This is a genomic window from Kosakonia oryzae (genome assembly GCF_001658025.2).
GTDB lineage: Bacteria > Pseudomonadota > Gammaproteobacteria > Enterobacterales > Enterobacteriaceae > Kosakonia > Kosakonia oryzae.
In genome coordinates, this window is sequence record NZ_CP014007.2 from 121,808 (window position 1) to 148,260 (window position 26,453).

At 55.7% G+C, this 26,453-nt stretch carries 23 protein-coding genes; 10 read left to right on the top strand and 13 right to left on the bottom strand.

Annotation, left to right across the window (positions count from 1 at the left end; translation table 11 throughout):
- Positions 1–51 precede the first annotated feature (51 nt).
- Genes AWR26_RS00595 through gpmM form a run of 3 tightly spaced genes read right to left on the bottom strand, consistent with a single transcriptional unit; the run spans position 52 to position 3,813 of the window.
- The gene (locus AWR26_RS00595) at positions 52–990 is read right to left on the bottom strand and encodes a divergent polysaccharide deacetylase family protein (RefSeq protein ID WP_064562776.1); all 939 of its coding nucleotides are present in this window, start codon (positions 988–990) and stop codon (positions 52–54) included.
- 3 nt (positions 991–993) lie between these two features.
- Positions 994–2,259 carry a murein hydrolase activator EnvC gene (gene envC / locus AWR26_RS00600; protein ID WP_043956100.1) on the bottom strand — a complete coding sequence of 422 codons (1,266 nt, stop codon included), beginning with the start codon at positions 2,257–2,259 and terminating at the stop codon, positions 994–996.
- Positions 2,260–2,268: 9 nt separating this feature from the next.
- Entirely contained in the window at positions 2,269–3,813 is a 1,545-nt protein-coding gene (gpmM, locus tag AWR26_RS00605) for a 2,3-bisphosphoglycerate-independent phosphoglycerate mutase (RefSeq protein WP_064562779.1), read from the bottom strand.
- A gap of 250 nt (positions 3,814–4,063) precedes the next feature.
- On the opposite strand from gpmM, the gene AWR26_RS00610 reads away from it, so the two are divergent.
- The 5 genes from AWR26_RS00610 to cysE all read left to right on the top strand — a co-directional run bounded on the left by AWR26_RS00610 (position 4,064) and on the right by cysE (position 7,285).
- Positions 4,064–4,495: a rhodanese-like domain-containing protein gene (locus AWR26_RS00610; RefSeq protein WP_064562782.1), complete on the top strand. Its 432-nt coding sequence runs from the start codon at positions 4,064–4,066 to the stop codon at positions 4,493–4,495.
- A gap of 48 nt (positions 4,496–4,543) precedes the next feature.
- Positions 4,544–4,795 (top strand): glutaredoxin 3, encoded by a 252-nt coding sequence (gene grxC / locus AWR26_RS00615; RefSeq protein WP_007369517.1) that lies wholly within the window; start codon positions 4,544–4,546, stop codon positions 4,793–4,795.
- 39 nt (positions 4,796–4,834) lie between these two features.
- Entirely contained in the window at positions 4,835–5,302 is a 468-nt protein-coding gene (gene secB / locus AWR26_RS00620; RefSeq protein ID WP_007369518.1) for a protein-export chaperone SecB, read from the top strand.
- Positions 5,302–6,321 carry an NAD(P)H-dependent glycerol-3-phosphate dehydrogenase gene (gene gpsA, locus AWR26_RS00625; RefSeq protein WP_007369519.1) on the top strand — a complete coding sequence of 340 codons (1,020 nt, stop codon included), beginning with the start codon at positions 5,302–5,304 and terminating at the stop codon, positions 6,319–6,321. Before secB ends, gpsA begins: the two co-directional genes overlap by 1 nt.
- Positions 6,322–6,463: 142 nt before the next feature.
- Positions 6,464–7,285, top strand: coding sequence for a serine O-acetyltransferase (cysE, locus tag AWR26_RS00630; protein ID WP_007369520.1), 822 nt, complete (start codon positions 6,464–6,466; stop codon positions 7,283–7,285).
- 186 nt (positions 7,286–7,471) lie between these two features.
- Here the strand turns inward: cysE and trmL are convergent, their stop codons facing one another.
- The 8 genes from trmL to AWR26_RS00670 form a co-directional block, all read right to left on the bottom strand.
- Positions 7,472–7,945, bottom strand: a complete 474-nt coding sequence (gene trmL / locus AWR26_RS00635) for a tRNA (uridine(34)/cytosine(34)/5-carboxymethylaminomethyluridine(34)-2'-O)-methyltransferase TrmL (protein ID WP_064562785.1) — start codon at positions 7,943–7,945, stop codon at positions 7,472–7,474.
- Positions 7,946–7,981: 36 nt separating this feature from the next.
- A complete protein-coding gene (lldD, locus tag AWR26_RS00640) occupies positions 7,982–9,169 on the bottom strand; it encodes an FMN-dependent L-lactate dehydrogenase LldD (RefSeq protein WP_064562788.1) in 1,188 nt (395 codons plus the stop codon).
- The gene (gene lldR, locus AWR26_RS00645) at positions 9,166–9,942 is read right to left on the bottom strand and encodes a transcriptional regulator LldR (protein ID WP_064562791.1); all 777 of its coding nucleotides are present in this window, start codon (positions 9,940–9,942) and stop codon (positions 9,166–9,168) included. The genes lldD and lldR overlap by 4 nt, the downstream gene beginning before the upstream one ends.
- Positions 9,939–11,594: an L-lactate permease gene (lldP, locus tag AWR26_RS00650; RefSeq protein WP_064562794.1), complete on the bottom strand. Its 1,656-nt coding sequence runs from the start codon at positions 11,592–11,594 to the stop codon at positions 9,939–9,941. The genes lldR and lldP overlap by 4 nt, the downstream gene beginning before the upstream one ends.
- A gap of 262 nt (positions 11,595–11,856) precedes the next feature.
- On the bottom strand, positions 11,857–12,219 hold the full coding sequence (locus AWR26_RS00655; RefSeq protein WP_064562797.1) for a YibL family ribosome-associated protein: 363 nt from the start codon (positions 12,217–12,219) through the stop codon (positions 11,857–11,859).
- 53 nt (positions 12,220–12,272) lie between these two features.
- The gene (gene mtlR / locus AWR26_RS00660) at positions 12,273–12,860 is read right to left on the bottom strand and encodes a mannitol operon repressor MtlR (RefSeq protein ID WP_090397976.1); all 588 of its coding nucleotides are present in this window, start codon (positions 12,858–12,860) and stop codon (positions 12,273–12,275) included.
- Complete coding sequence (gene mtlD / locus AWR26_RS00665) at positions 12,860–14,008, bottom strand: mannitol-1-phosphate 5-dehydrogenase (protein ID WP_139227963.1); 1,149 nt, start codon at positions 14,006–14,008, stop codon at positions 12,860–12,862. The genes mtlR and mtlD overlap by 1 nt, the downstream gene beginning before the upstream one ends.
- A gap of 134 nt (positions 14,009–14,142) precedes the next feature.
- Complete coding sequence (locus tag AWR26_RS00670; protein ID WP_064562800.1) at positions 14,143–16,053, bottom strand: PTS mannitol transporter subunit IICBA; 1,911 nt, start codon at positions 16,051–16,053, stop codon at positions 14,143–14,145.
- A gap of 515 nt (positions 16,054–16,568) precedes the next feature.
- Between AWR26_RS00670 and AWR26_RS00675 the strand changes: the two genes are divergently transcribed.
- From AWR26_RS00675 to AWR26_RS00690, 4 genes are all read left to right on the top strand, one after another.
- Complete coding sequence (locus AWR26_RS00675; protein WP_064562803.1) at positions 16,569–17,177, top strand: glutathione S-transferase; 609 nt, start codon at positions 16,569–16,571, stop codon at positions 17,175–17,177.
- 92 nt (positions 17,178–17,269) lie between these two features.
- Positions 17,270–18,646 (top strand): L-seryl-tRNA(Sec) selenium transferase, encoded by a 1,377-nt coding sequence (selA, locus tag AWR26_RS00680; RefSeq protein ID WP_064562806.1) that lies wholly within the window; start codon positions 17,270–17,272, stop codon positions 18,644–18,646.
- Positions 18,643–20,487: a selenocysteine-specific translation elongation factor gene (gene selB / locus AWR26_RS00685; protein WP_064562809.1), complete on the top strand. Its 1,845-nt coding sequence runs from the start codon at positions 18,643–18,645 to the stop codon at positions 20,485–20,487. Before selA ends, selB begins: the two co-directional genes overlap by 4 nt.
- Positions 20,488–20,613: 126 nt before the next feature.
- Complete coding sequence (locus AWR26_RS00690; RefSeq protein ID WP_064562811.1) at positions 20,614–21,087, top strand: 4Fe-4S dicluster domain-containing protein; 474 nt, start codon at positions 20,614–20,616, stop codon at positions 21,085–21,087.
- 772 nt (positions 21,088–21,859) lie between these two features.
- Here the strand turns inward: AWR26_RS00690 and avtA are convergent.
- Positions 21,860–23,116, bottom strand: a complete 1,257-nt coding sequence (gene avtA / locus AWR26_RS00695; protein ID WP_064562814.1) for a valine--pyruvate transaminase — start codon at positions 23,114–23,116, stop codon at positions 21,860–21,862.
- Between the two features lie 149 nt (positions 23,117–23,265).
- Entirely contained in the window at positions 23,266–25,302 is a 2,037-nt protein-coding gene (locus tag AWR26_RS00700) for an alpha-amylase (protein ID WP_064562817.1), read from the bottom strand.
- Positions 25,303–25,617: 315 nt separating this feature from the next.
- Between AWR26_RS00700 and AWR26_RS00705 the strand changes: the two genes are divergently transcribed.
- The gene (locus AWR26_RS00705; protein WP_035886767.1) at positions 25,618–26,445 is read left to right on the top strand and encodes a protein bax; all 828 of its coding nucleotides are present in this window, start codon (positions 25,618–25,620) and stop codon (positions 26,443–26,445) included.
- The last annotated feature ends 8 nt before the right edge of the window (positions 26,446–26,453 follow it).

A 26,453-nucleotide genomic window follows, 5' to 3' on the forward strand; every position in this document is an offset into this window, starting at 1 on the left:
CTTAAAACGAACAGGCACCTGTGCTGAATCTCAGTTAACCAGCGAGAGAAATTAGTCTTTTTTGCCCCAGCCGCGCCACTGGTTTTGCATATAGTGAACCAGCGAACTGTCGCTAATGCTTTCGCCCACCACGCTAAAGAAGCGGCTGGCATAAACTGGCTGCGGTTTTTGCTTCGTTTTACACTGTTTAACACCGCGGAACGGGTTACGCGGTGGCGGAGTAATGCTGCCGGGCGCGGTGGTATTTGGCGTTGATGTATCGATCTGCGGTTCATTCAGCAGGCTGCTCGGGCGCACCAGCGTGATATCCGCAGGCAGGCTGGATAGCACCTGTTGCAGAACGCGGACGGTCGCCGGATGCGGATGACCGATAGCAATCGCGGAACCGTTGCGGCGAGCCAGTTCAACGGCGCGGTTAAACTGACGACGAATATCGCCTTCGTTTTGCGTATCGTCGAGAAACACTTTGCGCTTCAACACTTTTACGCCGGTTCCCGTCGCTGCACGCATCGCCTGGCTGTTGCCGATAGTCATGCTGTCGAGAAAGTAGAGGTTATAGCGCTCCAGTGCCTGCATCACTTTCTGCATGCCGAACAGGCTCGACGTCATGGCGCTGCCCATGTGGTTATTCAGCCCCACGGCGTAGGGCACTTTGCTGACGGCATCGCTGATAATACGTTCAATCTCCGCGCTGCTCATTTCCGGACGCAGCGTGTCTTTTTCCAGCGGCTGTTTGCTGAGCGGTGCCATCGGCAGGTGAATCAGCACTTCATGGCCGCTGTTGTGGGCTTTGGTCGCCATTTCCCGCGCATGTGTGGCGTTGGGCAACACTGCAACGGAAACCGCCTGCGGCATCGCCAGCACCTGATTTTCAGTCTGAGGACGGTAACCAAAGTCGTCGATAACGATAGCCAGTTTTCCGGCGAGAACCGGCGCGGAGAAAGCCAGCGCACCGGCGAGAGAAAGCACAAGATGACGAAACTGAAGCAAAACTTATCTTCCCAACCACGGCTGTGGATTGACCGCCTGACCCTGACGGCGAATTTCGAAATAGAGTGAGGGCCGGCCCTGACCGCCACTGCTGCCTACGAGGGCTATCGGTTGGCCTGCGCGCACCTGCGTGCCGACGCTGACCAGGGCACTCTGGTTATAACCGTAAAGGCTCATATCGCCTTTACCATGTTCAACCACAACCACCAGGCCGTAACCCTGTAGCCAGTCGGCCAGGATCACGCGTCCATCGGCGATCGCTTTAACTTCGCTGCCTTCAGACGCACCGATAACAATCCCTTTCCACCGTAGCTCACCCTGCAACTGTTCGCCATAACGATGCAATAACGGACCGCGAACTGGCCAGATTGCCTGGCCCGAAGGCGAGCCTAACCCGCCGGTACGGGACATCAGCGAACGCTCGCTTTCAGTAGGTTTGTAGGTGGTGCCTTTGCTGCTGGCTTCTTTCTGGCGATCGCGCACGGCCTGCGCTTCACGCGCTTCGCGATCGGCGCGCGCTTTGGCTGCCGCTTCCGCACGGGCTAAGCGGTCACGCAAGCGGGATTCGTTGGCGCGCATCTCGCTGAGCTGCTGTTGCCCCTCCTGGATGGAGGATTCCAGCCCGGAAAGGGTTTTCTGCCGCTCATTACGGGCTTGCTCAAGCTTGGCCTGCTGCGCTTTTTGCTCGTAAAGCAGGGTTTGTTGCTGGCTCTGTTTCTCTTCCAGCTCGGTTTTCTGCGTTGCCACTTCTTCACGCGTCTGCTTCAACTGGGCGATCGTTTCCTGGCGTGCCTGGTTGAGATAGCCGAAGTAAGCCTGTAAACGCTGGCCGCGCTGGCTCTCTTCACCGCTTAAAATCAACTGAATGCCCGTGTGCGGCCCCTGGCGGAACGCGGCATCAAGTTGCGCTGCCAGGTTGCGTTCCTGCGTCGCGCGCTGGCGTTCCAGTTTGGCGATCGAGGCATTCATCTCATCGATTTGGCGGTTGAGTTGCGCAAGTGTGTTCTGGGTTTCCCGCAGCTGGCGGGCGGCGGCGGAAATAGCCTGTTCCTGCGCTTTAAGCTGGGCAAGAAGGCCGGAGCGTTGTTGCTGTTGCTGGCGTACCGCGCGCTCTTTCTCGGCGATATCAGCCTGAATGGATTTGAGCTGGTCGCGGTCATCCGCATGGGCGGAAACGGCGCACAGCAATGCGCCAGCGCTGAGTGCGCTGGCGCAGAGAAGGGGCCGGAACCTGCCCCATGTAATTGAAAAAATCGCCTTTCCCCTCATGGGGAGCGATTATTCCACGATGAACAGCGGCTTACCAGTCATCTCTTGCGGGATTTCCATGCCCATCAGCGTCAGCATGGTCGGTGCGATATCGGAAAGTTTTCCGCCTGCAACAGCCTTCACTGATTTATCGCCAACATAGATCAGCGGCACCGGCAGGTTAGTGTGTGCGGTATGCGCCTGGCCGGTAGCCGGGTCGCGCATCTGCTCTGCGTTACCGTGATCGGCGGTGATCAGCAATTGACCGCCCACAGCTTCGACCGCTTTGGTCACTTCTGCCACGCAGTGATCCAGCGCTTCAACCGCGGCAACTGCCGCATCGAATACGCCGGTATGACCGACCATATCGCCGTTCGGGTAGTTACAGATGATGGTGTCGTATTTGCCGCTGTTGATCGCCGCAACCAATTTTTCGGTCAGCTCGGCGGAGCTCATTTCCGGCTGCAAATCGTAAGTTGCCACTTTTGGCGAGTTGATCAGAATACGGTCTTCGCCCGGGAACGGCTCTTCAACACCGCCGTTAAAGAAGAAGGTCACATGCGCATATTTTTCTGTTTCAGAGATGCGCAGCTGCGTTTTGTTGTGCTTCGCCATCCACTCGCCAAGCGTGTTAGCGAGAGAGGCTGGCGGATACGCCACAGCGGTTTTGATGTCGGCGGCATATTCCGTCAGCATCACGAAATTCACGTTAACCACTTTCTTACGCGCAAAACCATCGAAATCCGCATTAACGAAAGCGCGGGTAATTTCACGTGCGCGGTCAGCACGGAAGTTCATGAAAATCAGCGCATCGCCATCCTGCATCGCGGCATCAGCCTGACCTGCAGCACGGATCACGGTTGCTTTGACGAATTCATCGTTTTCATCGCGAGCGTAAGCCGCTTGCAGGCCTGCCACAGCGCTGTCGACTGTAAACTCGCCTTTCGCTTGCGTCATCAGATCATATGCCTGTTCTACGCGATCCCAGCGATTGTCGCGATCCATAGCGTAGTAACGGCCGATGATTGAAGCGACGCGGCCTTTACCCAGCGCGGCAAACTTGTCTTCGAATTTTTTCAGTGAAGATTCAGCGCTGCGCGGCGGCGTATCGCGACCGTCGAGGAACGCATGCAGGTAGATTTTGTCAGCACCGCGCTCTGCGGCCAGTTCTACCATCGCCATAATATGGTCTTCGTGGCTGTGCACGCCGCCTGCAGAAAGCAGGCCCATGATGTGCACGGCTTTACCGGCTGCCACGGCTTTATCCACCGCGCCGCTCAGCACCGGGTTGCTGAAGAAGGTACGTTCTTTAATTTCAACGTCCAGACGGGTCAGATCCTGATAAACAATGCGACCGGCGCCGAGGTTGACGTGGCCGACTTCGGAGTTCCCCATCTGGCGATCCGGCAGGCCGACTTCAAGGCCTGACGCATCAATCAGGGTGTGCGGACGTTTTGCCCACAGCTGGTCCATTACCGGGGTCTTTGCGTTGAAAATAGCGTTATCCTGCTGGTCTTCGCGGTAGCCGTAGCCATCCAGAATCACCAGTACCATAGGTTTTTTAGAAACCGACATTGCGACACCCTCTTGCTCAGAAGACAAAAAAAATTTTGCGTAATTTTACTACAGCTGAATCGATAAAATAGCCGCAGAAGATCAAAGAAAGCGGCTGCCTGGCAGGCTGATTTACGGGTGTTTCTTTCTTTTTTTCGTAACACTCCGCAGAAAATGTATTCCATCGCGCTCGCTGGCTGTATTTGCCACACTGCGCAGGTATACTCCTTTCCTGGTTTTTTAATCACTAAGTCGGGAGCTGTTACCCCAGATGCAAGAAATTATGCAATTTATTAGCCGCAACCCCATACTGTGTATCGCCTGGATTGCGTTATTCGGGGCTGTATTATTCACTACTTTCAAAGGCCTGGCGTCGAAAGTAAAAGTGATTTCTCGCGGCGAAGCCACACGCCTGATCAACAAAGAAGAGGCTGTTGTTGTGGATTTGCGTCAGCGTGATGATTTCCGAAAAGGGCACATTGCAGGCTCAGTTAATTTGCTGCCAAACGAAATCAAAGCCAATAATGTAGGTGAGCTTGAGAAACACAAAAGCGCGCCAATTATCGTTGTTGACGGTACTGGCATGCAGGCGCAGGCACCGGCAAATGAGCTGGTGAAAGCAGGCTTCGAGAAAGTCTTTGTGCTGAAAGAGGGTATCTCAGGCTGGGTCGGTGAGAATCTGCCACTGGTTCGCGGTAAATAATTGCTCCGGCGAGCTACGGCTCGCAGGGGACATCAGGAGACTAAAGTCATGGCCAATATTGAGATCTACACGAAAGCAACCTGTCCGTTCTGCCATCGTGCAAAAGCGCTGCTCAGCAGCAAAGGCGTCGCTTTTGCTGAGCTGCCTATCGATGGCGACATGGTAAAACGTGAAGAGATGATTCAACGTAGTGGCCGTACAACGGTTCCGCAGATTTTTATTGATGCACAGCACATTGGCGGCTGTGACGATTTATATGCGCTGGATGCGCGTGGCGGGCTGGATCCGCTTTTACGTTAATGCTTTTAAAGCACTACAACACTTAAGGGTTATTCACTCATGTCTGAACAAAACAACACCGAAATGACTTTCCAGATTCAGCGTATTTATACGAAAGATATCTCTTTCGAAGCGCCGAATGCACCGCACGTCTTCCAGAAAGAGTGGCAGCCGGAAGTGAAACTGGATCTCGACACAGCCTCCACGCAGCTGGCTGAAGGCGTTTATGAAGTCGTATTGCGCGTTACTGTAACGGCTTCCCTCGGTGAAGAAACCGGCTTCCTGTGCGAAGTGCAGCAGGGCGGTATCTTCTCTATCGACGGTATCGAAGGAACGCAGATGGCGCATTGCCTGGGTGCATACTGCCCGAACATTCTGTTCCCGTATGCCCGCGAATGCATCACCAGCCTGGTATCCCGCGGTACATTCCCGCAACTGAACCTTGCGCCGGTTAACTTTGATGCGCTGTTCATGAACTACCTGCAACAGCAGACTGGCGAAGGTGCTGAACAACATCAGGATGCCTGATGAACGCACTTAATGCTGCAATGACTGTGATCGGTGCCGGCTCTTACGGCACCGCTCTTGCCATCACGCTGGCAAGAAATGGCCACCAGGTTGTGCTGTGGGGTCATGACCCGAAACATATCGCGACCCTGCAACACGATCGTTGCAATGCCGCGTTTCTTCCCGATGTGCCTTTTCCTGATTCGCTGCAATTAGAAAGCGACCTCGCGCGAGCGCTGGCCGCCAGCCGCAATATTCTGGTGGTCGTACCCAGCCATGTTTTTGGCGATGTGCTGTCACAGATAAAGCCGCTGATGCGCGATGATGCACGTATTGTGTGGGCGACGAAAGGTCTGGAAGCGGAAACCGGACGACTGCTACAGGACGTGGCGCGTGAAGTTTTAGGTTCGGCGATCCCGCTGGCGGTGATCTCCGGTCCGACATTTGCCAAAGAACTGGCGGCTGGTTTGCCGACGGCTATCTCGCTGGCTTCTACCGATCCGCAATTTTCTGAAGATCTTCAGCAACTTCTCCACTGCGGCAAAAGCTTCCGTGTTTATAGCAACCCGGATTTCATCGGCGTGCAGCTTGGCGGTGCGGTGAAAAACGTGATTGCGATCGGCGCGGGAATGTCTGATGGCATTGGTTTTGGCGCGAATGCCCGTACGGCGCTGATCACTCGCGGTCTGACGGAAATGTCGCGTCTTGGCGCGGCGCTGGGAGCCGATCCGTCCACCTTTATGGGCATGGCGGGGTTAGGCGATCTGGTGCTGACCTGTACCGACAACCAGTCGCGTAACCGTCGCTTCGGCATGATGCTTGGCCAGGGAATGGATGTGCAAAGCGCACAGGACAAAATTGGCCAGGTGGTGGAAGGTTATCGCAATACCAAAGAAGTTCGCGCGCTGGCGCACCGGTTTGGCGTTGAAATGCCAATAACCGAGGAAATTTATCAGGTATTGTATTGCGGAAAGAATGCACGCGAGGCAGCATTGACGCTATTGGGTCGTGCTCGCAAAGACGAACGCAGCAATCACTAAATACACTTCTTCTTGTTGCCTCTTTGTTGGCTGAGCCTGTGCCCCCGGTTGCTTGTATAAGCGCCAGGGCGCACGGGCTTGCTGCTTCGACGCATCCTGAATACTTTTGTTTATTGAAACGCAGATATTCCTGGAGTAAGCAATGCCGTGTGAAGAACTGGATCTGGTCTGGAATAATATCAAAGCCGAAGCCCGGGCGCTGGCGGAGTGTGAGCCGATGCTGGCCAGTTTTTATCATGCAACGCTACTCAAGCACGAGAATCTGGGCAGCGCCCTGAGTTATATGCTGGCGAACAAACTGGCGTCGCCGATTATGCCGGCCATTGCCATCCGCGAAGTGGTGGAAGAAGCCTACGCTGCCGATCCGGAAATGATCGCCTCCGCCGCCTGCGATATTCAGGCCGTGCGCACGCGCGACCCGGCGGTGGATAAATACTCCACGCCGCTGCTCTATCTGAAAGGTTTTCACGCCTTACAAGCCTATCGCATTGGTCACTGGCTATGGTCCCAGGGCCGCCAGGCGCTGGCAATTTTCCTGCAAAATCAGGTGTCGGTGAGCTTCCAGGTGGATATCCACCCGGCGGCGAAAATCGGCCGCGGTATTATGCTCGATCACGCCACCGGGATTGTGGTTGGTGAAACCGCCGTCATTGAAGACGACGTCTCGATTCTCCAGTCGGTTACTCTCGGCGGTACCGGGAAAACCAGCGGCGATCGCCATCCGAAGATCCGTGAAGGGGTGATGATTGGTGCCGGAGCGAAAATTCTCGGCAATATTGAAGTCGGGCGCGGTGCGAAAATCGGTGCCGGTTCGGTAGTGCTACAACCCGTGCCGCCGCACACCACTGCGGCCGGTGTCCCGGCGCGCATCGTGGGCAAACCCGAAAGCGATAAACCGTCGATGGATATGGATCAGCACTTTAATGGGATTAACCACGGGTTTGAGTACGGCGACGGGATCTAATTTTCCGGCTATTTTACTCGCCAGTTTGAACCAGGGCAGTGCTCAAAATCCTCACGTACATTGTGTACGCTGCGATTTTTCCGCGCTGTCCGTGTTCAATCCGGCATTGCCAATAACGCCAGAAAAATTGACGCGTTAACACCAACTTCCAGGTCGGATAAGGCATTGCCGCTATCCGACAATCCGTTAACTCCGCAGCACCGCGCCGGGATAGCCTAACTGGCGCCAGGCTTCATACACCACCACGGATACAGCATTTGACAGATTCATGCTGCGGCTGTCCGGCATCATCGGAATACGGATTTTTTGCTCTGGCGGCAGCACATCAAGGATCGTGGCGGGCAGGCCGCGCGTTTCCGGGCCAAACATCAGATAATCTCCGTCCTGAAAACTGACCGCGCTGTGTGCAGGGGTGCCTTTAGTGGTGAGCGCAAACAGGCGCTGCGGCTGCTGAGCTTCGACAAACGCAGCGTAATCCGCGTGGCGCTTCACGGCAGCGAACTCATGATAATCCAGCCCTGCGCGGCGCAGGCGTTTATCGTCCCAAGTAAAACCCATCGGTTCGATAATGTGCAGGTTGAAACCGGTATTGGCGCACAGGCGAATAATGTTCCCGGTATTGGGCGGGATTTCAGGTTCAAATAATACGATGTTTAACATACTGCCCCCTTAATAGCGGGGGCAGGATAGCACTCTCTAAGCCGCATCGCCATGCGTCAGCGGCGCCAGCGCGGCGGGTAGCTGCTGGAGCGTTTGCACCAGCGATTCTTTGCTGATTTCGCGAATCGATTTCGCGCCGGTCAGCGTCATTGCCACTTTCATCTCTTTCTCGATCAGATCCAGCAAGTTCGCCACCCCCTTGCGGCCATGCGTTGCCAGCGCATACAGATACGCGCGGCCCAGCAGCACGGAATCGGCACCGAGCGCAATCATACGCACCACATCGAGACCGTTGCGAATACCGCTGTCAGCCAGAATGGTGATGTCGCCTTTTACCGCATCGGCAATCGCCGGTAATGCACGGGCGGAAGAGAGCACGCCATCCAGCTGGCGGCCACCGTGGTTGGAAACCACAATGCCATCAGCGCCGAAACGCACCGCATCGCGGGCATCTTCCGGATCGAGGATCCCTTTGATCACCATCGGGCCGTCCCAGAATTCGCGGATCCACTCCAGGTCTTTCCAGGAAATGGAGGGATCGAAGTTCTTCGCCAGCCAGCCAATATAGTCTTCCAGCCCGGTCGGTTTACCGAGATAGGCGGAAATATTGCCCAAATCATGCGGACGGCCATTTACCCCCACATCCCACGCCCACTGTGGATGCAATACCGATTGCACATAGCGGCGCAGGGCGGCATTGGGGCCGCTCATTCCGGAATGGGCATCGCGGTAGCGTGCGCCGGGCGTCGGCATATCCACGGTGAAAACCAGCGTCGAGCAGCCTGCGGCTTTTGCCCGCTCCAGCGCGTTACGCATAAAACCGCGATCGCGCAGCACATAAAGCTGGAACCACATCGGGCGTTTAATGGTAGGAGCCACTTCTTCAATCGGGCACACCGAAACGGTGGAGAGCGTAAATGGGATGCCTTTCGCATCTGCAGCGCCTGCGGCCTGCACTTCGCCACGACGGGCATACATACCGCACAGCCCGACCGGCCCCAGTGCCACCGGCATACTGAGCTTCTCATTGAACAGTGTGGTGTCGAGGCTGAGCGTGGACATATCCTTCAACACCCGCTGGCGCAGCGCCACCTGTGACAAATCTTCCACGTTGCGGCGCAGGGTATATTCGGCATACGCGCCACCGTCGATATAGTGAAACAGGAACGGCGGCAAAATGCGTTTTGCCGCTGCGCGATAGTCGCTGGCTGCGGAAATAATCATGCTTTTTTCTCCCTTGAATACGAATGCTGCTCGTCTGGCAGGCGGGTGATGCGCGCCTGGCGGGCCTGATCTTCATCAAATTGTCGAATAGTGGTATGCACAAAACCGAGGTGCGCCATCATCGCCTGACGCGCGCCATCAGCATCGCCCGCGAAAATGGCGTCCATCACCGCGCGGTGCTGTTCGGTCAGACGGGCAAAAACGGGCGGCACAAGATACATGCGCTGGCGGCTCTGCTTGACTGAGGATTGCAGCAGGTCGAAGAAGCCGCGCATGGTTTGCAGCAGCACCACGTTATGCGAGGCTTCTGCAATGGCGAGATGGAAACGCACATCCGCCTGCGACGCGAGATCGGGGTCATCCGACTGCGAGGCGTCAAAGCACAGGGCAATCTTCTCTTTATCCGCTTCGGTGGCGCGCATGGCGGCATGCCATGCGGTGCTGGCTTCAATGGCGTGACGGGCTTCGAGGATATCAAAGCTGTAATCGGGGTCATCGCTGAGCAGCGTTTTCAGCGGCTGAACAATATTCTGTTCTGACCAGGTATCATGCTGCCAGCGTACAAAAGTACCGCCGCCGCGACGGCTCAGCAGCACGCCTTCGCTGACCAGTTTCGCAAGGGCTTCACGCAACGAATTGCGTGAAACTCCAAGCTGTGCGGCCAGCTGGCGTTCGGCGGGCAGTTTCATGCCCGCTTCCAGTTGTTGTTCAGCAATCAGCGCCCGAACGCGGTCTGCAACCTCGTCAGCCAGGCGTCGGGGTAAAACCGTCATGGGATCATCCAGGTCAGTACATAAGCCTGAAGTGTGGTAATCACACCCACCAGGCAGGTGAAAATCAGGCTGTGTTTAACGGTAAAGCGGAACAGGTCCGACTCTTTGCCAACCAGTCCGACCGCCGCACAAGCAATGGCGATCGACTGCGGCGAGATCATTTTGCCGGTGACGCCGCCGGTGGTGTTGGCTGCGACCATCAGCACATCCGAGACGCCGATCTGCTGAGCGGCGGTCGCTTGCAGCGCGGCAAACAGCGCATTCGATGACGTGTCGGAACCGGTGAGAAACACCCCCAGCCAGCCGAGGAACGGCGAGAAGAAGGTGAAGGCGCTGCCGGTATGTGCCAGCGCGAGCGCCAGCGTCGACGACAGCCCGGAATAGTTCGAGATAAAGGCGAAGGCCAGCACCATACCGATCGAGTAAATCGGCAGCGCCAGATCTTTCAGCGTACTGACAAAGGTGCTGACCGCCTCTTTTGGTTTCATGCGCAGCCAGACAATCGACAGGATCGCTGCGAACAAAATGGCGGTGCCGGTAGCGGAGAACCAGTCGAATTTATACACCGCGGCATAGGGCGTAGCGGCACTGACAACCGGCGGCATGCGGGCAACCAGCTTGTCGAGATGCGGCACGGAAATATTGAAGACCCAGTCATACAGCGCGCCGCCTGGCGCAAACAGCGCTTTGAACGGCGGTACGCTCCACAGCGTGACGGTTGCTGTCAGGAACAGGAACGGCGACCAGGCGCGCAGAACCTGCCCGGCACTGTAGTGCGTGCGTTTTAAATCGAGATCGACCTGCGCTGCGCCCATATCGCCAAAGCGGAAGATGCGCACCGGCCGCCAGCGTTTCAGGAACAGCGTCAGGCACACCAGCGAAACCAGCGACGAAATGATATCCGGCAGTTCCGGGCCGATAAAGTTGGAGCTCAGATATTGGGCCACAGCAAACGAACCGCCCGCCACCAGCACCGCAGGCCAGGTCTCTTTCACGCCGCGCCAACCATCCATAATCGCCATGATCCAGAACAGCACGATAATGGTCAGGAATGGCAACTGGCGGCCTACCATCTGGCCAATCTCAAAGCTCTCCAGCCCGGTGACCTGGCCTGCGACCAGAATCGGAATACCCATCGCGCCAAACGCCACGGGCGCGGTATTCACAATCAGGCATAAACCGGCGGCATACAGCGGATTAAAGCCCAGCCCGACCAGCAATGCGGCGGTGATTGCCACCGGCGCGCCGAACCCGGCCGCCCCTTCGAGAAACGCGCCAAACGAGAAGCCAACAATCAACATTTGCAGACGCTGGTCGGGCGTAATCGAGAGGATTGATGAGCGGATAATGTCGAACTGTCCGGTTTTCACCGAGATTTTGTAGACAAATACCGCCGCCACGATGATCCACGCGATCGGCCACAGACCATAGAAGAAGCCGTAAACCACCGAGGCAAGGGCGTGATCCACGGGCATATGGTAAAACAGCAGCGCCACCGCAAGGGCGATGGCGACCGTCCAGCTCGCGGCTACATAGCCTTTAAGCTTGAGTTTTATCAGAGCAAAAAAGAAAAACAGGATCGGTAGCGATGCGATCAGACTCGATAGCCAGAGGTTCCCGGCCGGGTCGTAATTCTGTTGCCAGAGGCTCATGCAGGTGTCTCCAGAGAACCACAACAAAGCCGGTACGCGGTAAGTCTGTGCTTAATTCTGCGTCACACGTTTTGTAAAAGTGGTCCTGCCAATGCGATGGTGTAGGGTTGGTGATAACGAATGGTTATCCAGATGTTGCATTTGAGCAATGGGTATGTGACGGGATTTAATGGAATTGTGAAGCAGGGAGAGAATCAAAGTGGAATTGGTAGGGCCAATTCAGATCGCCCTCGCGCTCAGCACGCGACGAGGGCGATTCCGATTAGAATTCGCTTTTGGCAAAGCCAGTCATTACGTCGAGACCCATTTCGCGGCCCAGCGCCGTCATTGGGTGCACAACCACCAGCCCGCGAACGCTTTTTTTCAGCTTTCCGAGATCGGCCTGCTCTTTTTTGCTGATGGCGCGGCTGAACGGCATTTTCTGCAGTTTTTGCGCTTCTTTGCTTAGCTTCTGGTTGTGTTGTTCGCGCAGGCGGGCAATTTCCGTCTCCAGCGTGGTTTTCTCTTTTTCCAGTTCAGCGTATTTTTCTGCCGCATCGACTAAAGAGAGGTCAGCCTGCTGGTGGTGAATCGCATCGAGGCGGTCGCTCAGGCGCTTGATTTCGTTCTTTTCAACGTCTTTCATGGTGCTCAGTTTTGTTGGGGGAAAATGCAAGGATACAACATTTGCGGCGGCGCTTACTTATGGAATGCCTTTTTTAAGCTGATGCGGGAGATGAGCTCAGTCAATGAAAGCACCATGGTGGAACGCACCACTTGCTGGTAGCGCTGCTTCTGCATGGCGAACAGATCGGCATCGCTGGTATCAAATTGCGGGGTTGGCGGCAGGGCGGCTACACAATGTAGTTCACCGAACGGACCGAGAATTTCATCGTCGGTAAAGGCATATTCCGTACCGTCGTGATTCAGCTCTTCACGCAGCGCCATCAGGAGCTCCGCGTCTTCATACTCCGCACGGGAAATCACGCCCAAGCCGTAAATCAGCTTCAGCCGCACGGATAAATTGCCCAGCGGTCCATCTCCGTCAAGCAGCGGCTCTACAGCATATTTCACCGCGTAGTCGTCTTTGCGAAATACCTGCAACACCAGAATATTGATGGCTTCATTGAGCAGTTCAACGGCAGCAATCAAAAAGCTTCGTACGGTTTTGCCCGCATTCAGACGCTCGAGTACACGGTTTTCGAAAGCCTGCGTTTGTTCCATTATTGCCTGCATATCTGACAATTTCGTTAACTGGCGCGGGGATTCCCGCGCCAAAACCGGCATCATGCCTTTGCGTTATATGCGTCGATGGCTTCGGTAACGACCGGGCTGTTGGCATCCAGGCCGGAAATTTGCGCCAGCGCAGCCTGCGGGCCTTTCTCTGCGATAAGCTGGGCCAGCTCCTGCGCCTGCGGATCCTGCTCGCTGCGGTAGTGCATCGCGGCGGCGATACCTTTCACCAGGTTTGCGTGGGGCAGGTTGTACTCCAGCGTGCCGAGCAGCGGTTTAATCAGACGGTCGCCGGCGCTCAGTTTACGCAGCGGCTGACGGCCAACGCGTTCCACATCGTCTTTCAGCCACGGGTTTTCAAAACGGCCGAGGATTTTCTGAATGTACGCAGCGTGCTTTTCGGGATCGAAGCCATAACGCTTGATCAGTACCGCGCCGCTCTCTTCCATTGCGCCTTTCACCACGGCGCGGATAGCGTCGTCGAGGATGGCATCGCGAATGGTCTGATGGCCGGTCTGTTTTCCAAGGTACGCGGTTATAGCATGCCCGGTATTCAGCGTGAAGAGCTTACGCTCAACAAATGCCATCAGGTTATCGGTTAACTCCATGCCTGCAATGGCTGGCAGCGCGCCTTTGAACTGGGTTTTATCAACAATCCACTCGCTGAAGGTTTCCACGGTCACTTCCAGCGGGTCGTTGGTTGCGGATTCCGCTGGTGGAACGATGCGGTCAACGGCCGAATCGACAAAGCCGACATGCTCTTCTACCCACGCTTGATCGGCATCGGCCAGCGCGGCGATCACATGGCCTTTCAGTTGGGTGGTGCCGCGTACCATGTTTTCACAGGCAATAATGTTTAGCGGTGTGTTGACGCCCTGCGCTTTGCGCTTCGCCAGACCTTTGGCGATCGCCGGAGCGATACGCTCCAGCACAACCGGTCCCACGGCAGTGGTAACCAGATCGACGTGCGCTATCAGGTCAATTACTTCATCACCGATGCTGCTGACAGCGTTGACGCCGGAAACGGTATCAATCTGCTGTTTTTCTCCCACAACGTGAACCTGATAGCTATGACGGGCATTCAGGGCGTCGAGCACCACCTGATTCACATCGGCGAATGTCAGTTCAATCCCCGCGTCGGCAAGCAGTTTGCCGATGAAGCCACGTCCGATATTACCTGCGCCAAAATGTAATGCTTTCATAGAATTAACCTTCATAAATGTTTTACCCGAGAGGGCCTGGGTGAAGAACCACATACTGTTCTCCTCACCCTGACCCTCTCCCCGAAGGGAGAGAACAAAAGCCCGGTAAGCATTTTGCCACCGGGCTTCGGGGATTACTTGTTCAGCAACGCCAGCACTTCTTCAACGCTGGAAGTCTGAGCCAGACGTTCAATGACCGTCTCATCATCCAGGGCATTGGTCAGGCTGGTGATCACCTGGATATGCTCGTTGTTACGCGCGGCGATACCGATGACCAGACGGGCAATGTCACCTTCTTCTTCGCCGAAGCGTACACCTTGCGGATACTGGCAGAACACCACGCCGGTTTTCAGTACGCGGTCTTTGGCTTCCACCGTACCATGCGGAACGGCGATCGACTCACCCAGATAGGTCGGGGTCAGTTTTTCACGATCCAGCATCGCTTGCACGTATTCCGGCTCAACATAGCCGCCTTTCACCAGTTGCTCACCGGCAAAACGAATCGCTTCTTCTTTGGTATTCGCGCTGAGACCAAGGAAGATGTTCTCTGCGCCCAGCTTGAACAGATTGCTGTTGGTCTCATCAAAGCTGTCTTTCAGGCTGGTCGTCACCTTTACTTCGTTGTCCGTGTGGCGCTGCGCGGCAACCAGACGTTCAGTCAGGCTGGTGTACAGGCCGCTGTCCAGGAAGTTGGTCAGCGAAATATGCTGCGCCTGCGGTACCTGGCGCATAGCACGCTCGGTCAGATCGCGGTGCGTGATCACCAGGTCGACATCCGGCGGCAGGCTGTTAATTGCGCTGTTGGTCACTGAGATGTTGGTCAGGCCAGCATCCTGGACTTTCTTACGCAGTACGCCTGCGCCCATGGCGCTGGAGCCCATACCGGCATCACAGGCTACGATGATTTTACGTACGTGGCTCAGGTCGTTGGTGACATCGCCAGCCGACAGCGGCGTTGCGCCTTTGGACTCAGCTTTCATGTCCTGTACGCGACGGGTAGCGGCTTCAATATCTTCATCTTCTTCTTTCACTTTGCTGGTTTTCAGCAGGATAGAAGAGATAACGAAGGAGACAACCAGCGCAGCCAGAATCGCCGTGATGTTAGCGAAGTAGGCGCCTTTCGGCGTCATCGCCAGCACTGCCAGGATGGAACCCGGAGAAGCCGGAGAAACCAGACCGCCGTTCAGCACGCTCAGCGTAAACACGCCAGTCATACCGCCGAGGATCACCGCCAGCAGCAGGCGTGGGTTCATCAGCACATACGGGAAGTAAATTTCGTGGATACCACCCAGGAAGTGGATGATTGCCGCGCCGCCCGCAGACTGTTTCGCGCTGCCGCGACCGAAGAACATATACGCCAGCAGTACGCCCATCCCCGGACCCGGGTTTGCTTCGATCAGGAAGAAGATGGACTTGCCGAGTTCATGAGACTGCTGAATACCCAGCGGTGAGAAGATACCGTGGTTGATGGCGTTGTTGAGGAACAGGATTTTCGCCGGTTCAACAAAGATAGACGCCAGCGGCAGCATGTCATGCACAACCATGAAGTTAACGCCCGCAGCCAACGCTTTGGACAGCACTTCAACGGCCGGGCCGATGCCCAGGAACGCCAGAATGGCGAGGATCATACCGATGATGCCAGCGGAGAAGTTATTCACCAGCATTTCGAAACCGGATTTGATCTTGCCGTCTACAGCGGCGTCAAATTTCTTGATGCAGTAGCCGCCCAGCGGGCCGGCAATCATCGCGCCGAGGAACATCGGCATATCCGCACCGACGATAACCCCCATTGTGGTGATAGCACCCACCACGCCGCCGCGATCGCCGCCAACCAGACGACCACCGGTGAAACCGATGAGCAGCGGCAGCAAATACGTAATCATAGGGCCGACGAGTTTCGCCAGCGTCTCGTTTGGTAACCACCCTGTAGGAATAAACAATGCGGTAATGATACCCCACGCGATAAACGCGCCGATGTTGGGCATCACCATATTGCTGAGAAAGCGACCAAAGCTTTGCACCTTGATCTTGATATCGGATGACATAAAACACCCCTTCTTATGTTTACTATCGCACAGGCCGGAAGCCCGAGGTTTTGTTGTTAACGTGGCGGCAGAGGTAGCCGGACCTGGGTTATCTGTGAGGCGAAATCTCGCACCGAATTGCGTAACTGTCCAGACGATGGCCTTTAACGTGATATTGATCACACTAATGAGGGGGATACCCCGCCAATTAGCGTGATTCTGATCACAAAAAATTAGTGTAAAAAAAGAACAAAGGATAAAAACTGAACGCTGAAGGGGATTAAATGTGATCGAATTCACAAAAGGTTGGCGCGACTTTGTTATTTATTTGTGATCCAAATCACAAGATATTTGTGCCAGGAGTTTTCCGAGTGTGATCGCCAGCAAACTGTATTTTTTACACTCAGGACAACCTGTAACTTCCTTTCACGTAGTCTGACGAGGCTTAATCTAGTATCGGAAGTTTTCATATTGATGAAACAATTTACGACGACTAGTACATAATTAACTTTTTGTTGGCAAAAAAGGACCCAAAAATGAAACTTATCGGCAGCTACACCAGCCCTTTTGTCCGCAAAATCTCCGTGATGCTGCTGGAAAAGGGGATCACCTTTGAATTTATCAACGAGCAGCCCTACAACGCGATCAACGGCGTGGCGCAATACAACCCGCTCGGTAAGGTTCCCGCGCTGATTACGGATGAGGGTGAAGTCTGGTTCGACTCGCCGATCATCGCGCAATACATTGAGTTACTGGCTATCGCACCGGCGTTATTGCCGACGGAGCCTGTGGCTGCGCTGAAAATCCGCCAGCTGGAAGCGCTGGCCGACGGCATTATGGATGCTGCGCTGGTCTCGGTGCGTGAACTGGCGCGCCCGGTTGAGCAGCAATCGGAAAGCGAGCTGCTGCGCCAACGGGAGAAAGTTTCGCAGGGTCTGGATACGCTGGAACGCTACCTGCAAGAGGGAACGCTCAGCGTGGATACGCTGAATCTGGCGACCATTGCTATCGCCTGCGCGATTGGCTACCTCAACTTCCGCCACGTCTCGCCGGGCTGGTGCGTGAATCGCCCGCTGCTGGTGAAGCTGGTCGAGAACCTTTTCCAGCGCGAGAGTTTCGCCCGTACGGAGCCGCCAAGGGCCTGATAAGCATGGTGTCGGCCTGAGCAAAGTCGCTGTACAATCCCCTCACGTCAATCCCCCTGACGGGAGGGGGCAACTCATAGCCAGGCCTTTTCATGACAACTCTTTACAGCCAGATCCCATCGACCGATCGCCTGTTACGTGACGAGGCGTTCGCCACTTTATTAACCCTTTTCGGCCACAGCCGCGTAACGCAGATGCTGCACCAGCTACAGGATGAAGCGCGTGAGCAAATCCGTCAGCAGCAGACATTACCCGACTGGTGCGATGCCTGGGCCAGTGAAACGCAAAAGCGGCTGGAACAGAGCAGCGCCAGCGCACTACGCCCGGTGTTTAATCTGAGCGGCACCGTACTGCATACCAACTTAGGCCGCGCGGTGCAGCCGCAGGCAGCGGTCGATGCCGTTGCGGCGGTCATGGGTTCTGCAGTGACGCTGGAATACGATCTCGACGGCGCCGGACGTGGTCACCGCGATCGCGCACTGGCGGATTTACTCTGCCAGCTAACCGGCGCGGAAGATGCCTGCATCGTCAATAACAACGCTGCCGCCGTGTTGCTGATGCTGGCAGCCACGGCGGCAGGGCGTGAAGTGGTGGTGTCGCGCGGTGAGCTGGTGGAGATTGGCGGTGCGTTCCGCATTCCTGATGTGATGCGCCAGGCGGGCTGCGTGCTGCATGAAGTGGGAACCACTAACCGCACGCATGCTAAAGATTACCGTCAGGCGATCAACGACAACACGGCGCTGCTGATGAAAGTGCATACCAGCAATTATCATATTGATGGTTTTACCGCCGCGGTGGACGAAGAGGAGCTGGTGACGCTTGCCGAAGCGGCCGGTCTGCCGGTGATTGTCGATCTGGGTAGCGGCTCGCTGGTGGATTTAAGCCGCTACGGCCTGCCAAAAGAGCCGATGCCGCAGGCGCTGATCGCTGCAGGCGTCAGCCTGGTGAGCTTCTCCGGTGATAAGCTGCTTGGTGGCCCGCAGGCGGGCATTATCGTTGGTAAAAAAGCGCTGATTGCGCAGTTGCAGCAGCACCCGCTGAAACGGGCGCTGCGGGCCGACAAAATGACGCTGGCGGCGCTGGAAGCTACGCTGCGTCTCTATCTGCACCCGGAAAAGTTACCGCAGAGCCTGCCGACGCTGCGTTATCTGACGCGTCCGGAGCCGGAGATCCGCGAGCAGGCGTTGCGGCTGTGCGCGGCGCTGAATGCGCGCTATAGCGAGTTCGACCTGCGTGTCGAAGCCTGTTTGTCACAGATTGGTAGCGGCTCTTTGCCGGTCGATCGCCTGCCCGGCGCGGCCGTAACCTTTACGCCGCGCGACGGCAGTGGGCGGCGGCTGGAAGCGCTGGCAGCGCAGTGGCGGGCGTTGCCGCAGCCGGTGATTGGCCGTATTTACGATGGTCGCCTGTGGCTGGACTGCCGCTGTCTTGATGATGAATCCCGCTTGCTGGAGATGTTGCTGAAATGATTATTGCCACTGCCGGGCATGTTGACCACGGCAAAACGACCCTGATTGAGGCGCTAACCGGCGTGAATGCCGATCGTTTGCCGGAAGAGAAAAAACGCGGTATGACCATCGATCTGGGCTACGCCTACTGGCCGCAGCCGGACGGGCGCGTACCGGGGTTTATTGATGTGCCGGGGCACGAAAAATTCCTCTCGAATATGCTGGCGGGCGTCGGCGGTATCGACCATGCGCTGCTGGTAGTCGCCTGTGATGATGGTGTGATGGCGCAAACCCGCGAGCATCTGGCCATTTTGCAGCTCACCGGTAATCCAGCGCTGACCGTGGCGCTAACGAAGGCCGATCGCGTGGATGACGCGCGCATTGAGCAGGTGCGCGCAGAAGTACAGGAGACGCTGAAAACCTTTGGTTATCCGCAGGCGACCCTGTTTGTCACCGCCGCAACAGAGATGCGTGGCATCGCTGAATTACGTGCGCATCTGTTGCAGTTGCCGGAGCGCACGCACCCGGAAAATCAACGTTTTCGCCTGGCGCTGGATCGCGCGTTTACCGTCAAAGGCGCCGGCCTGGTGGTGACCGGTACGGCGCTCTCTGGCGATGTGCGCGTGGGTGATACGTTGTGGCTGACCGGGGTAAATACACCGATGCGCGTACGCGGCCTGCATGCGCAGAACCAGCCGGTTGATCATGCTCATGCCGGGCAGCGCATTGCGCTCAATATTGCCGGGGACGCGGAAAAAGAGGCGCTCAGCCGCGGTGACTGGTTGCTGTCCCAGCAACCCCCGGAGCCAACGGAGCGGGTGATTGTCGCGCTGCAAACGCACACGTCGCTGAGCCAGTGGCAGCCGGTGCATATCCATCATGCCGCCAGCCATGTTACCGGCCGCGTTTCGCTGCTGGAAAATGGTCTCGCCGAGCTGGTGCTGGATACGCCGCTGTGGCTGGCCGATAACGATCGGCTGGTGCTGCGCGATATCTCTGCACGCAGTACGCTGGCCGGCGCGCGCGTGGTCACGCTCAACTCACCGCGCCGCGGCAAACGTAAACCCGAGTATCTGCAATGGATCGCGGAGCTGGCGCAGGCGGGCGATGATGCGCAGGCGCTGCTGGCGCATTTATCGCGCGGTGCCGTTGATCTGACGGCATTTGGCTGGGCGCGGCAGCTCAGCGCGCGCGGGCTGGAAGCGCTGCTGGATAGCCCCGGTTTTATTCGTGCCGGTAATAACTTGTTGAATGCGCCAGTGGCCGCGCGCTGGCAGCGTAAGCTGCTGGAGACGCTGGCGATCTACCATGAGCAGCACCGCGAAGAGCCTGGCCCTGGGCGCGAGCGTCTGCGGCGCATGGCGTTGCCGATGGAAGATGAAGCGCTGGTGCTCACGCTTATCGAACGGATGCGCGAGGCGGGCGACATTCACAGCCATCATGGCTGGCTGCATCTGCCGGATCACAAAACCGGCTTCAGTGATGAACAGGCGCATCTGTGGCAAAAAGTGGCGCCGCTGTTTGGTGACGAACCGTGGTGGGTGCGCGATCTGGCACGCGAAACCGCAAGCGACGAACAGGTGATGCGCGGCGTGTTGCGACAGGCGGCTCAGCAGGGGCTCATTACGGCGATCGTGAAAGATCGTTATTACCGTAACGATCGGATTGTTACTTTCGCCAGCATGATCCGCGATCTGGATCAGGCGCGCGGTTCCACCAGCGCCGCCGATTTTCGCGATACGCTGAACGTGGGACGCAAACTGGCGATTCAGATTCTGGAATATTTTGACCGCATTGGTTTTACCCGCCGACGCGGTAATGACCATATCCTGCGCGACAAGGCCCTTTTCCTGAAGGAATAAGCTCCAGGCAGAGCGCCAGAAATGTTCATGCAAATGACAAATCTGGCGCCTTTCCCCTCTGCGATCAAAGCGCGGCAGCGACGCTTTCGGCACTCTTGGCTTTTTTAACGCCTGCTGGAGTGGAGAATGAACCGTTTTATTATCGCCGATTCGGCAAAATGCATTGGCTGTCGCACCTGCGAAGTGGCCTGCGTGGTGTCGCACCAGGATAATCAGGACTGCTCAACCCTCTCGGCCGCCACCTTTTCTGCCCGCATTCGGGTGGTTAAAACCGGTACATTTTCCACGGCAGTGACCTGCCATCACTGTGAAGATGCGCCCTGTGCGAATGTCTGCCCGGTTGGCGCGATTCATCGCGCCGACGGTGCGGTATTAGTGGAACAATCCCGCTGCATTGGCTGTAAAAGCTGCGAGATCGCCTGCCCGTTTGGCGCGATGCAGGTGACGCGGGTTGACGCGCGGGTACAGGCGCTGAAGTGCGATTTGTGCCAGCATCGCGAAACCGGACCCGCCTGCGTGGAAGCCTGCCCAACCAGCGCTCTTAGCTGTGTGAACCCATCGCAGCTGCGTGAGCGTCGTCTGCGAAGCCAGCTAGCGTAAGCCGTTAAAGTTTCACGTCAGCGTGCCGGTGCGCGTTCGCCAGTGGAGTTGTGCGCAGCGGGCTGCGGCACAATCAGTGTTTCATCACGCAATCCTTTTTCAGGCAGTGTGTTGAATGGTGATGACACGTGTTGCAGCGAAGACGTGCCCCCTTACGGGGGCACAAAAAGGTTTACTGCTGGGTTGGTTTTTATATGCCGCCGACGACACCGCTGAGAGGCTTCGTGGTGGTGCTTCCACTGGTGTTGGAGGAATTGTTGGTGGTTAATGGCCGCATTCAGGGCGGTATTACCTTCGCCAGTAGCCCGCAAGCATCGGCAGAAACACCGCCGCCGCAATCGTGCTGAGGTGGCTAAGGTTATTCGTTGCCATATTGATACTCCGCTCAATTAAAACGCCGGACGGCGTATGGATTAAGTGTAAATCGCATTTATAGACCGGCAATGCTGGCGCGTTAATATTTTGCAAAATAATGAAAAATATGAATATTCCTAAAGTGACAGCATTTTTATTATGTATTTGATTCAAAATCAATAAGTTATGAGTGATGGCGTCCTTTAAGCCACGCTTAATAAAGATTTCTTTTTTTAGGTTTTATTAAGCAGGGATATATCCTTGACTGTGATTTTAATTAATAGAAAAGAAGTTTCACTTTTATTTATGAAATATATCCATGTAAAAACAGCTCGCTGTTTAATTAAAATTAATCTTTGTGTGGTTATCTGGCAGGCATAAAAAAGCCATCAGGACGATGGCTTTTTTTAAACTCTTTTCAGGCCTCGTTTTCTTGCCAGGCTTTTTCAACCTCTTCGGCGAGAATTTTTACCCCGGCTTCGATAAGCGCCGGTTCCGGTACATAGTTCATGCGCATGCACTGATGCGTGTGCGGCCAGGGTTTATCCAGCCCCGGGAAGAAATAATCGCCCGGTACCATCAGCACGCCGCGTTTTTTCAGGCGCTGATAAAGTAATTCGGTGCTGATGGGCAGATCCTTGAACCACAGCCAGAGGAAAATCGCCCCTTCCGGTTTATGGATCAGGCAGCGCTCTTCCGGCAGGTAGCGGCGCAGAATAGCGAGGGTTTCCTGAACCCGCTGATAATAGAACGGTTTAATCACCTCTTCGGAGAGGCGCAGCAGATCCTGGCGCTTAATCATCTCGCACATCATTGCCGGGCCGATACCGCCAGGCGCAAGGCTGATGATGCCGTTCATGTTGCGAATGGCCGAGATAATTTTGTCGTTGGCAATGATAATTCCGCAGCGGCTGCCCGGCAGGCCCAGTTTCGACAGGCTCATGCATAGAATAATATTCGGGTTCCACAGCGGACGCGCTTCGCTAAAGATGATGCCCGGGAAAGGTACGCCGTAAGCGTTATCGATCACCAGCGGAATGTTGTGCTGATTCGCCAGCACATCGAGTTTCATTAACTCTTCGTCGGTGATCACGTTGCCGGTAGGGTTGGTTGGCCGCGAGACGCAAATCATCCCGGTCTCTTCGCCGATATGCAGATGTTCGAAATCGACATGGTATTTAAACTGGCCATCAGGCAGCAGTTCAATATTGGGCCGCGCCGAGACAAACATCTCCTCTTCCAGCCCGGAATCCGCGTAGCCGATGTACTCCGGCGCTAGCGGAAATAATACTTTTCTGGTGCTTCCATCGGCACGACGGCCTGCGAACAGATTGAACAAGTAGAAAAACGCGCTCTGGCTGCCATTTGTCAGTGCAATATTCTGCGGTTCAATATCCCAACCTAGCTCTTCGCGCAGCATGCCGGCCAGCGCGGTCAGCAGCTCGGTTTTGCCTTGTGGACCGTCATAATTGCAAAGCGCATCAGTCGCTTTGCCGTTTTCCACCATCTCTGCAAGCAGGTTATGGAAGTAATCGGTCATGGCCGGGATTTGTGCCGGGTTACCGCCGCCGAGCATGATGGCGCCAGGGGTGCGTAAACCGTCGTTGAGATCCTCCATCAGGCGCGTAATGCCTGCATGGCGGGTAAATTTGTCGCCGAAAAGTGAAAATGTCATCGCTACTGCTCTGTCGGGCTACTGTTCAAAGTGGCTAACCATAACGCTCCGCAGAGCAGTGTGCAAATTGCCGCGCCGTGACGATTTTAGCTGTTTATACTAACTCTGTATTTTTTGTCAGCATAATATGCTGATATTTGCCTTATGACTCAGCGCGGGACCGCACCTGCCCAGACAACCATGACTTTGTCTTCTCCTTGCTCGCGAACGAACCCATATCCCTGCGGCAATGTCAGTGTGGTTTGTTTTCCCGCGCCCAGTGCCGGATGGCGTGCGCGGAACTGGCCCAGCGTTTGCCAGTGGCGCAGGCTTTGCGCGGCTTTGCCGTCAAGATCCTGCCAGTTCATGTCCGATCGCGTGCCTTGCAGCGGATCGGATCCTGTGGGGCCAAACGGACGTGCGGATTCGTCACCGTAAAAGATCTGCACCGCGCCTGGCGCAAGCAACAACAGTTCTGCCGATTGCTGGCCGCCTTCGCGGAACAGGCGGGTATCGTGTGAGGAGAGATAACTCAGGGCGTTAAAACTTTGCAGCTTGTCCGCCATTTGCTGCCAGACGGTATCCATATTCGCCAGGCATGGCACAGCGCTGGCGGCCTGCTCTTGATAATCAAAATTGATCATCGCGTCGAAACCGTGGTCGTAGTAGGCGCTGCGCATGACGCCATGGCCCCAGGATTCGCCGGTCATCCAGAATGGCGCATCATCAATTTTCTTCTGCGGGTTGGCTTTTTTCCACTCGGCCAGTGCCTCTGTTGCCTGGGTTTTCAGTTGCTGCCAGGCCGCCAGTTCAACGTGTTTGGCGGTATCAACGCGAAAACCGTCGATACCATAATCGCGCACCCACTGGCTGAGCCAGTGAGTCAGATAATCGCGCGGTGTGTAACCGGCAATCTCCCGCGCGTGGGTGTCCGGTTTATGTTGGTAGAAAACGGGCAAACCGGATGGCGTGGTCGATTCTGTTTTCAGATCCGGCAAGAACGCCAGCGACATGGTCAGATCGTCAAAACCGGGGTTGTCATAATCGCCGATATCGGTGCGGATCCACTTTTTGCCCCACCAGTTTTGCCACGCCGTTTTATCGCTGAAGTTGATGTAATCATTGAAACTGTGCCATGTCTGGCCGGCGGCGGGCTTCCAGTCTGTCCAGTGCTCGCCGAGGATTTTTCGCCGTTCATCCTCTTTCAGATAAAGTGCGCCAAATTGATACGTCTGCATATCCGCAAGTGTGGCGTAGCCGGTGTGGTTCATCACCACGTCAAACAACACGCGGATGCCGCGTCGGTGCGCTTCATCGACCAGCGTGCGTAAATCTTCTTCGCGGCCCATATTGGCATCCAGGCGCGTCCAGTCTTGCGTGTAGTAACCGTGGTAGGCGTAATGGGGAAAATCGCCTTTCGTGCCGCCGCCTACCCAGCCGTGGATCTGCTCCAGCGGCGAGCTTATCCATAATGCGTTCACGCCCAGTTGCTGCAAATAATCGAGCTTGCTGGTCAGCCCTTTCAGATCGCCGCCGTGGAAGGTGCCGATCTCCTGCATACCATCTTTGTGGCGCCCGTAGCTGTTGTCGTTTGACGGGTCACCATTCACATAACGGTCGGTTAAAACAAAATAAACGGTGGCGTTATGCCATTGGAAAGGCGCAGGACCATGAGTTTCCGCGCTTTCTAACAGCAGCAGCCCGTCGCTCTCTGCCGCAGGCTGAAGGGTGATTTTGCCGTTGCGGACGGTGGTGATTTGCTGGCTGTAGAAGTCGCGTACCTGGCTGCCTTCCGGGAACGTTGCGCCGACATCTATCGTCAGCGGCTTATCGCTGCGCACCGGGCACTGGCGCGCCACGTTCGCGCGGGTGTCGGCATTCTCGCTTTTCACGCTCAGCAACAGAGTGGGCGTGCCGGAACGGGTATCGAGCTGCAACTGGTAATCGCCATCGCGGAAAATACGCCACTGCGGCGTGCTACCGGTGCAGGGAACCAGCGACAGCATCTGGTTGAGTTTCACCCCTTCAGCCGGTTGCCAGCATTGCTGGCCCTCTTGCAATGTGAGTGGATAAGCCCCTTTTTTCAGCGTCGCCTGGCTGTGCCACAGACCGGTGCCATCGTTGGTTAAGGCGGGAAAATGGCTGGCGGACCAGTCGGCGAAGGCGAAGCAGGATATAAAAAGCAGTGAAAGCGCGGCGTGTTTCATCTGATGTCCCGTTAACGGCGGTTTCTTTCAGTTTGCCACGCTGAAAACAGCGCCGACTCCTCCTGTGCGCGTTATCGCCAGGGAGGAGAACACCGGGTGAGTGATAAGCCACACAGAACGTCGCGGATTTGCGATAACCACCACATTTATCACTCTCTGTCCATTTTCTACACAATTTCCTGGTGACATGGTTTCGGAATTGGATTATTTCTGTACGTGCTCTTGTAAGCTATTTTTGGTATGATTTGAGATTCAGCTCTCAAATTTATGCAAAAAAGAAGGTGTTGGAATGTTCATATCCGACCAGGAGACCTAATGATATCGATACCCATGCGACGACCTGGGGCTACGATACTCATGTTTTTCACCCTTATATTTTCGGGTGGGGTGCTGGCAAAGACGCACACAGAAACAGCGAGTCACAAAGCCCACGTCACTAAGGCAAACGTAAAGAAGCAGGCAAGCAGTAAACAAGAGTATTCTCGCAATAGTGTAAATAGCAGTTCACTTCCTGATTTGCGAAAATACCCTTCCGGAACCCCAAGGAAAAAAGCGTTTCTCCGGACAGTAATGCCTTATATCACCAGTAAAAACTCAGCGATTACCGCCGAGCGTAACTGGCTGCAAAAGAAACAGTACGACAGCCAATGGTCGCCTGCCGAACGCACGCGCCTGAAGGATATTGCCAAACGCTACAAAGTGAGCTGGTCCGGGAATACGCGCCGTATCCCCTGGAACACGTTGCTGGAGCGCGTGGACATTATTCCTGACAGCATGGTCGCCACCATGGCGGCGGCGGAAAGCGGCTGGGGCACTTCCAAACTGGCGCGTACCAACAACAATCTGTTTGGTATGAAGTGTGCCAAAGGTGCCTGTAAAAATGGCCCGGGTAAGGTGAAAGGCTATTCCCACTTTGAATCCTTGCAGGAGTCGGTGGATGCCTACGTCACCAATCTGAATACGCATGCTGCTTATGCGTCGTTCCGTAAATCCCGCGCGCAGTTACGCAAGGCCGATCAGGAAGTGACGGCTTCAAACATGATTCATAAGCTGAAGGGTTACTCGACCCGTGGCGCGAGTTATAACAACTACCTGTTTGCCATGTATCAGGACAATCAGCAGTTAATCGCCGCGCACATGTAACTGTTTTC

What these genes read in the sequence shown, in the direction of transcription:
- avtA (WP_064562814.1), bottom strand. Translation starts at nt 23,116, where the DNA reads ATGACATTTTCACTTTTCGGCGACAAATTTACCCGCCATGCAGGCATT.
- lldD (WP_064562788.1), bottom strand. Translation starts at nt 9,169, where the DNA reads ATGATTATTTCCGCAGCCAGCGACTATCGCGCAGCGGCAAAACGCATT.
- cysE (WP_007369520.1), top strand. Translation starts at nt 6,464, where the DNA reads ATGCCGTGTGAAGAACTGGATCTGGTCTGGAATAATATCAAAGCCGAA.
- lldP (WP_064562794.1), bottom strand. Translation starts at nt 11,594, where the DNA reads ATGAGCCTCTGGCAACAGAATTACGACCCGGCCGGGAACCTCTGGCTA.
- selB (WP_064562809.1), top strand. Translation starts at nt 18,643, where the DNA reads ATGATTATTGCCACTGCCGGGCATGTTGACCACGGCAAAACGACCCTG.
- AWR26_RS00675 (WP_064562803.1), top strand. Translation starts at nt 16,569, where the DNA reads ATGAAACTTATCGGCAGCTACACCAGCCCTTTTGTCCGCAAAATCTCC.
- envC (WP_043956100.1), bottom strand. Translation starts at nt 2,259, where the DNA reads ATGAGGGGAAAGGCGATTTTTTCAATTACATGGGGCAGGTTCCGGCCC.
- AWR26_RS00655 (WP_064562797.1), bottom strand. Translation starts at nt 12,219, where the DNA reads ATGAAAGACGTTGAAAAGAACGAAATCAAGCGCCTGAGCGACCGCCTC.
- gpmM (WP_064562779.1), bottom strand. Translation starts at nt 3,813, where the DNA reads ATGTCGGTTTCTAAAAAACCTATGGTACTGGTGATTCTGGATGGCTAC.
- AWR26_RS00690 (WP_064562811.1), top strand. Translation starts at nt 20,614, where the DNA reads ATGAACCGTTTTATTATCGCCGATTCGGCAAAATGCATTGGCTGTCGC.
- AWR26_RS00700 (WP_064562817.1), bottom strand. Translation starts at nt 25,302, where the DNA reads ATGAAACACGCCGCGCTTTCACTGCTTTTTATATCCTGCTTCGCCTTC.
- trmL (WP_064562785.1), bottom strand. Translation starts at nt 7,945, where the DNA reads ATGTTAAACATCGTATTATTTGAACCTGAAATCCCGCCCAATACCGGG.
- mtlD (WP_139227963.1), bottom strand. Translation starts at nt 14,008, where the DNA reads ATGAAAGCATTACATTTTGGCGCAGGTAATATCGGACGTGGCTTCATC.
- selA (WP_064562806.1), top strand. Translation starts at nt 17,270, where the DNA reads ATGACAACTCTTTACAGCCAGATCCCATCGACCGATCGCCTGTTACGT.
- AWR26_RS00610 (WP_064562782.1), top strand. Translation starts at nt 4,064, where the DNA reads ATGCAAGAAATTATGCAATTTATTAGCCGCAACCCCATACTGTGTATC.
- gpsA (WP_007369519.1), top strand. Translation starts at nt 5,302, where the DNA reads ATGAACGCACTTAATGCTGCAATGACTGTGATCGGTGCCGGCTCTTAC.
- grxC (WP_007369517.1), top strand. Translation starts at nt 4,544, where the DNA reads ATGGCCAATATTGAGATCTACACGAAAGCAACCTGTCCGTTCTGCCAT.
- AWR26_RS00670 (WP_064562800.1), bottom strand. Translation starts at nt 16,053, where the DNA reads ATGTCATCCGATATCAAGATCAAGGTGCAAAGCTTTGGTCGCTTTCTC.
- lldR (WP_064562791.1), bottom strand. Translation starts at nt 9,942, where the DNA reads ATGACGGTTTTACCCCGACGCCTGGCTGACGAGGTTGCAGACCGCGTT.
- secB (WP_007369518.1), top strand. Translation starts at nt 4,835, where the DNA reads ATGTCTGAACAAAACAACACCGAAATGACTTTCCAGATTCAGCGTATT.
- mtlR (WP_090397976.1), bottom strand. Translation starts at nt 12,860, where the DNA reads ATGCCGGTTTTGGCGCGGGAATCCCCGCGCCAGTTAACGAAATTGTCA.
- AWR26_RS00705 (WP_035886767.1), top strand. Translation starts at nt 25,618, where the DNA reads ATGATATCGATACCCATGCGACGACCTGGGGCTACGATACTCATGTTT.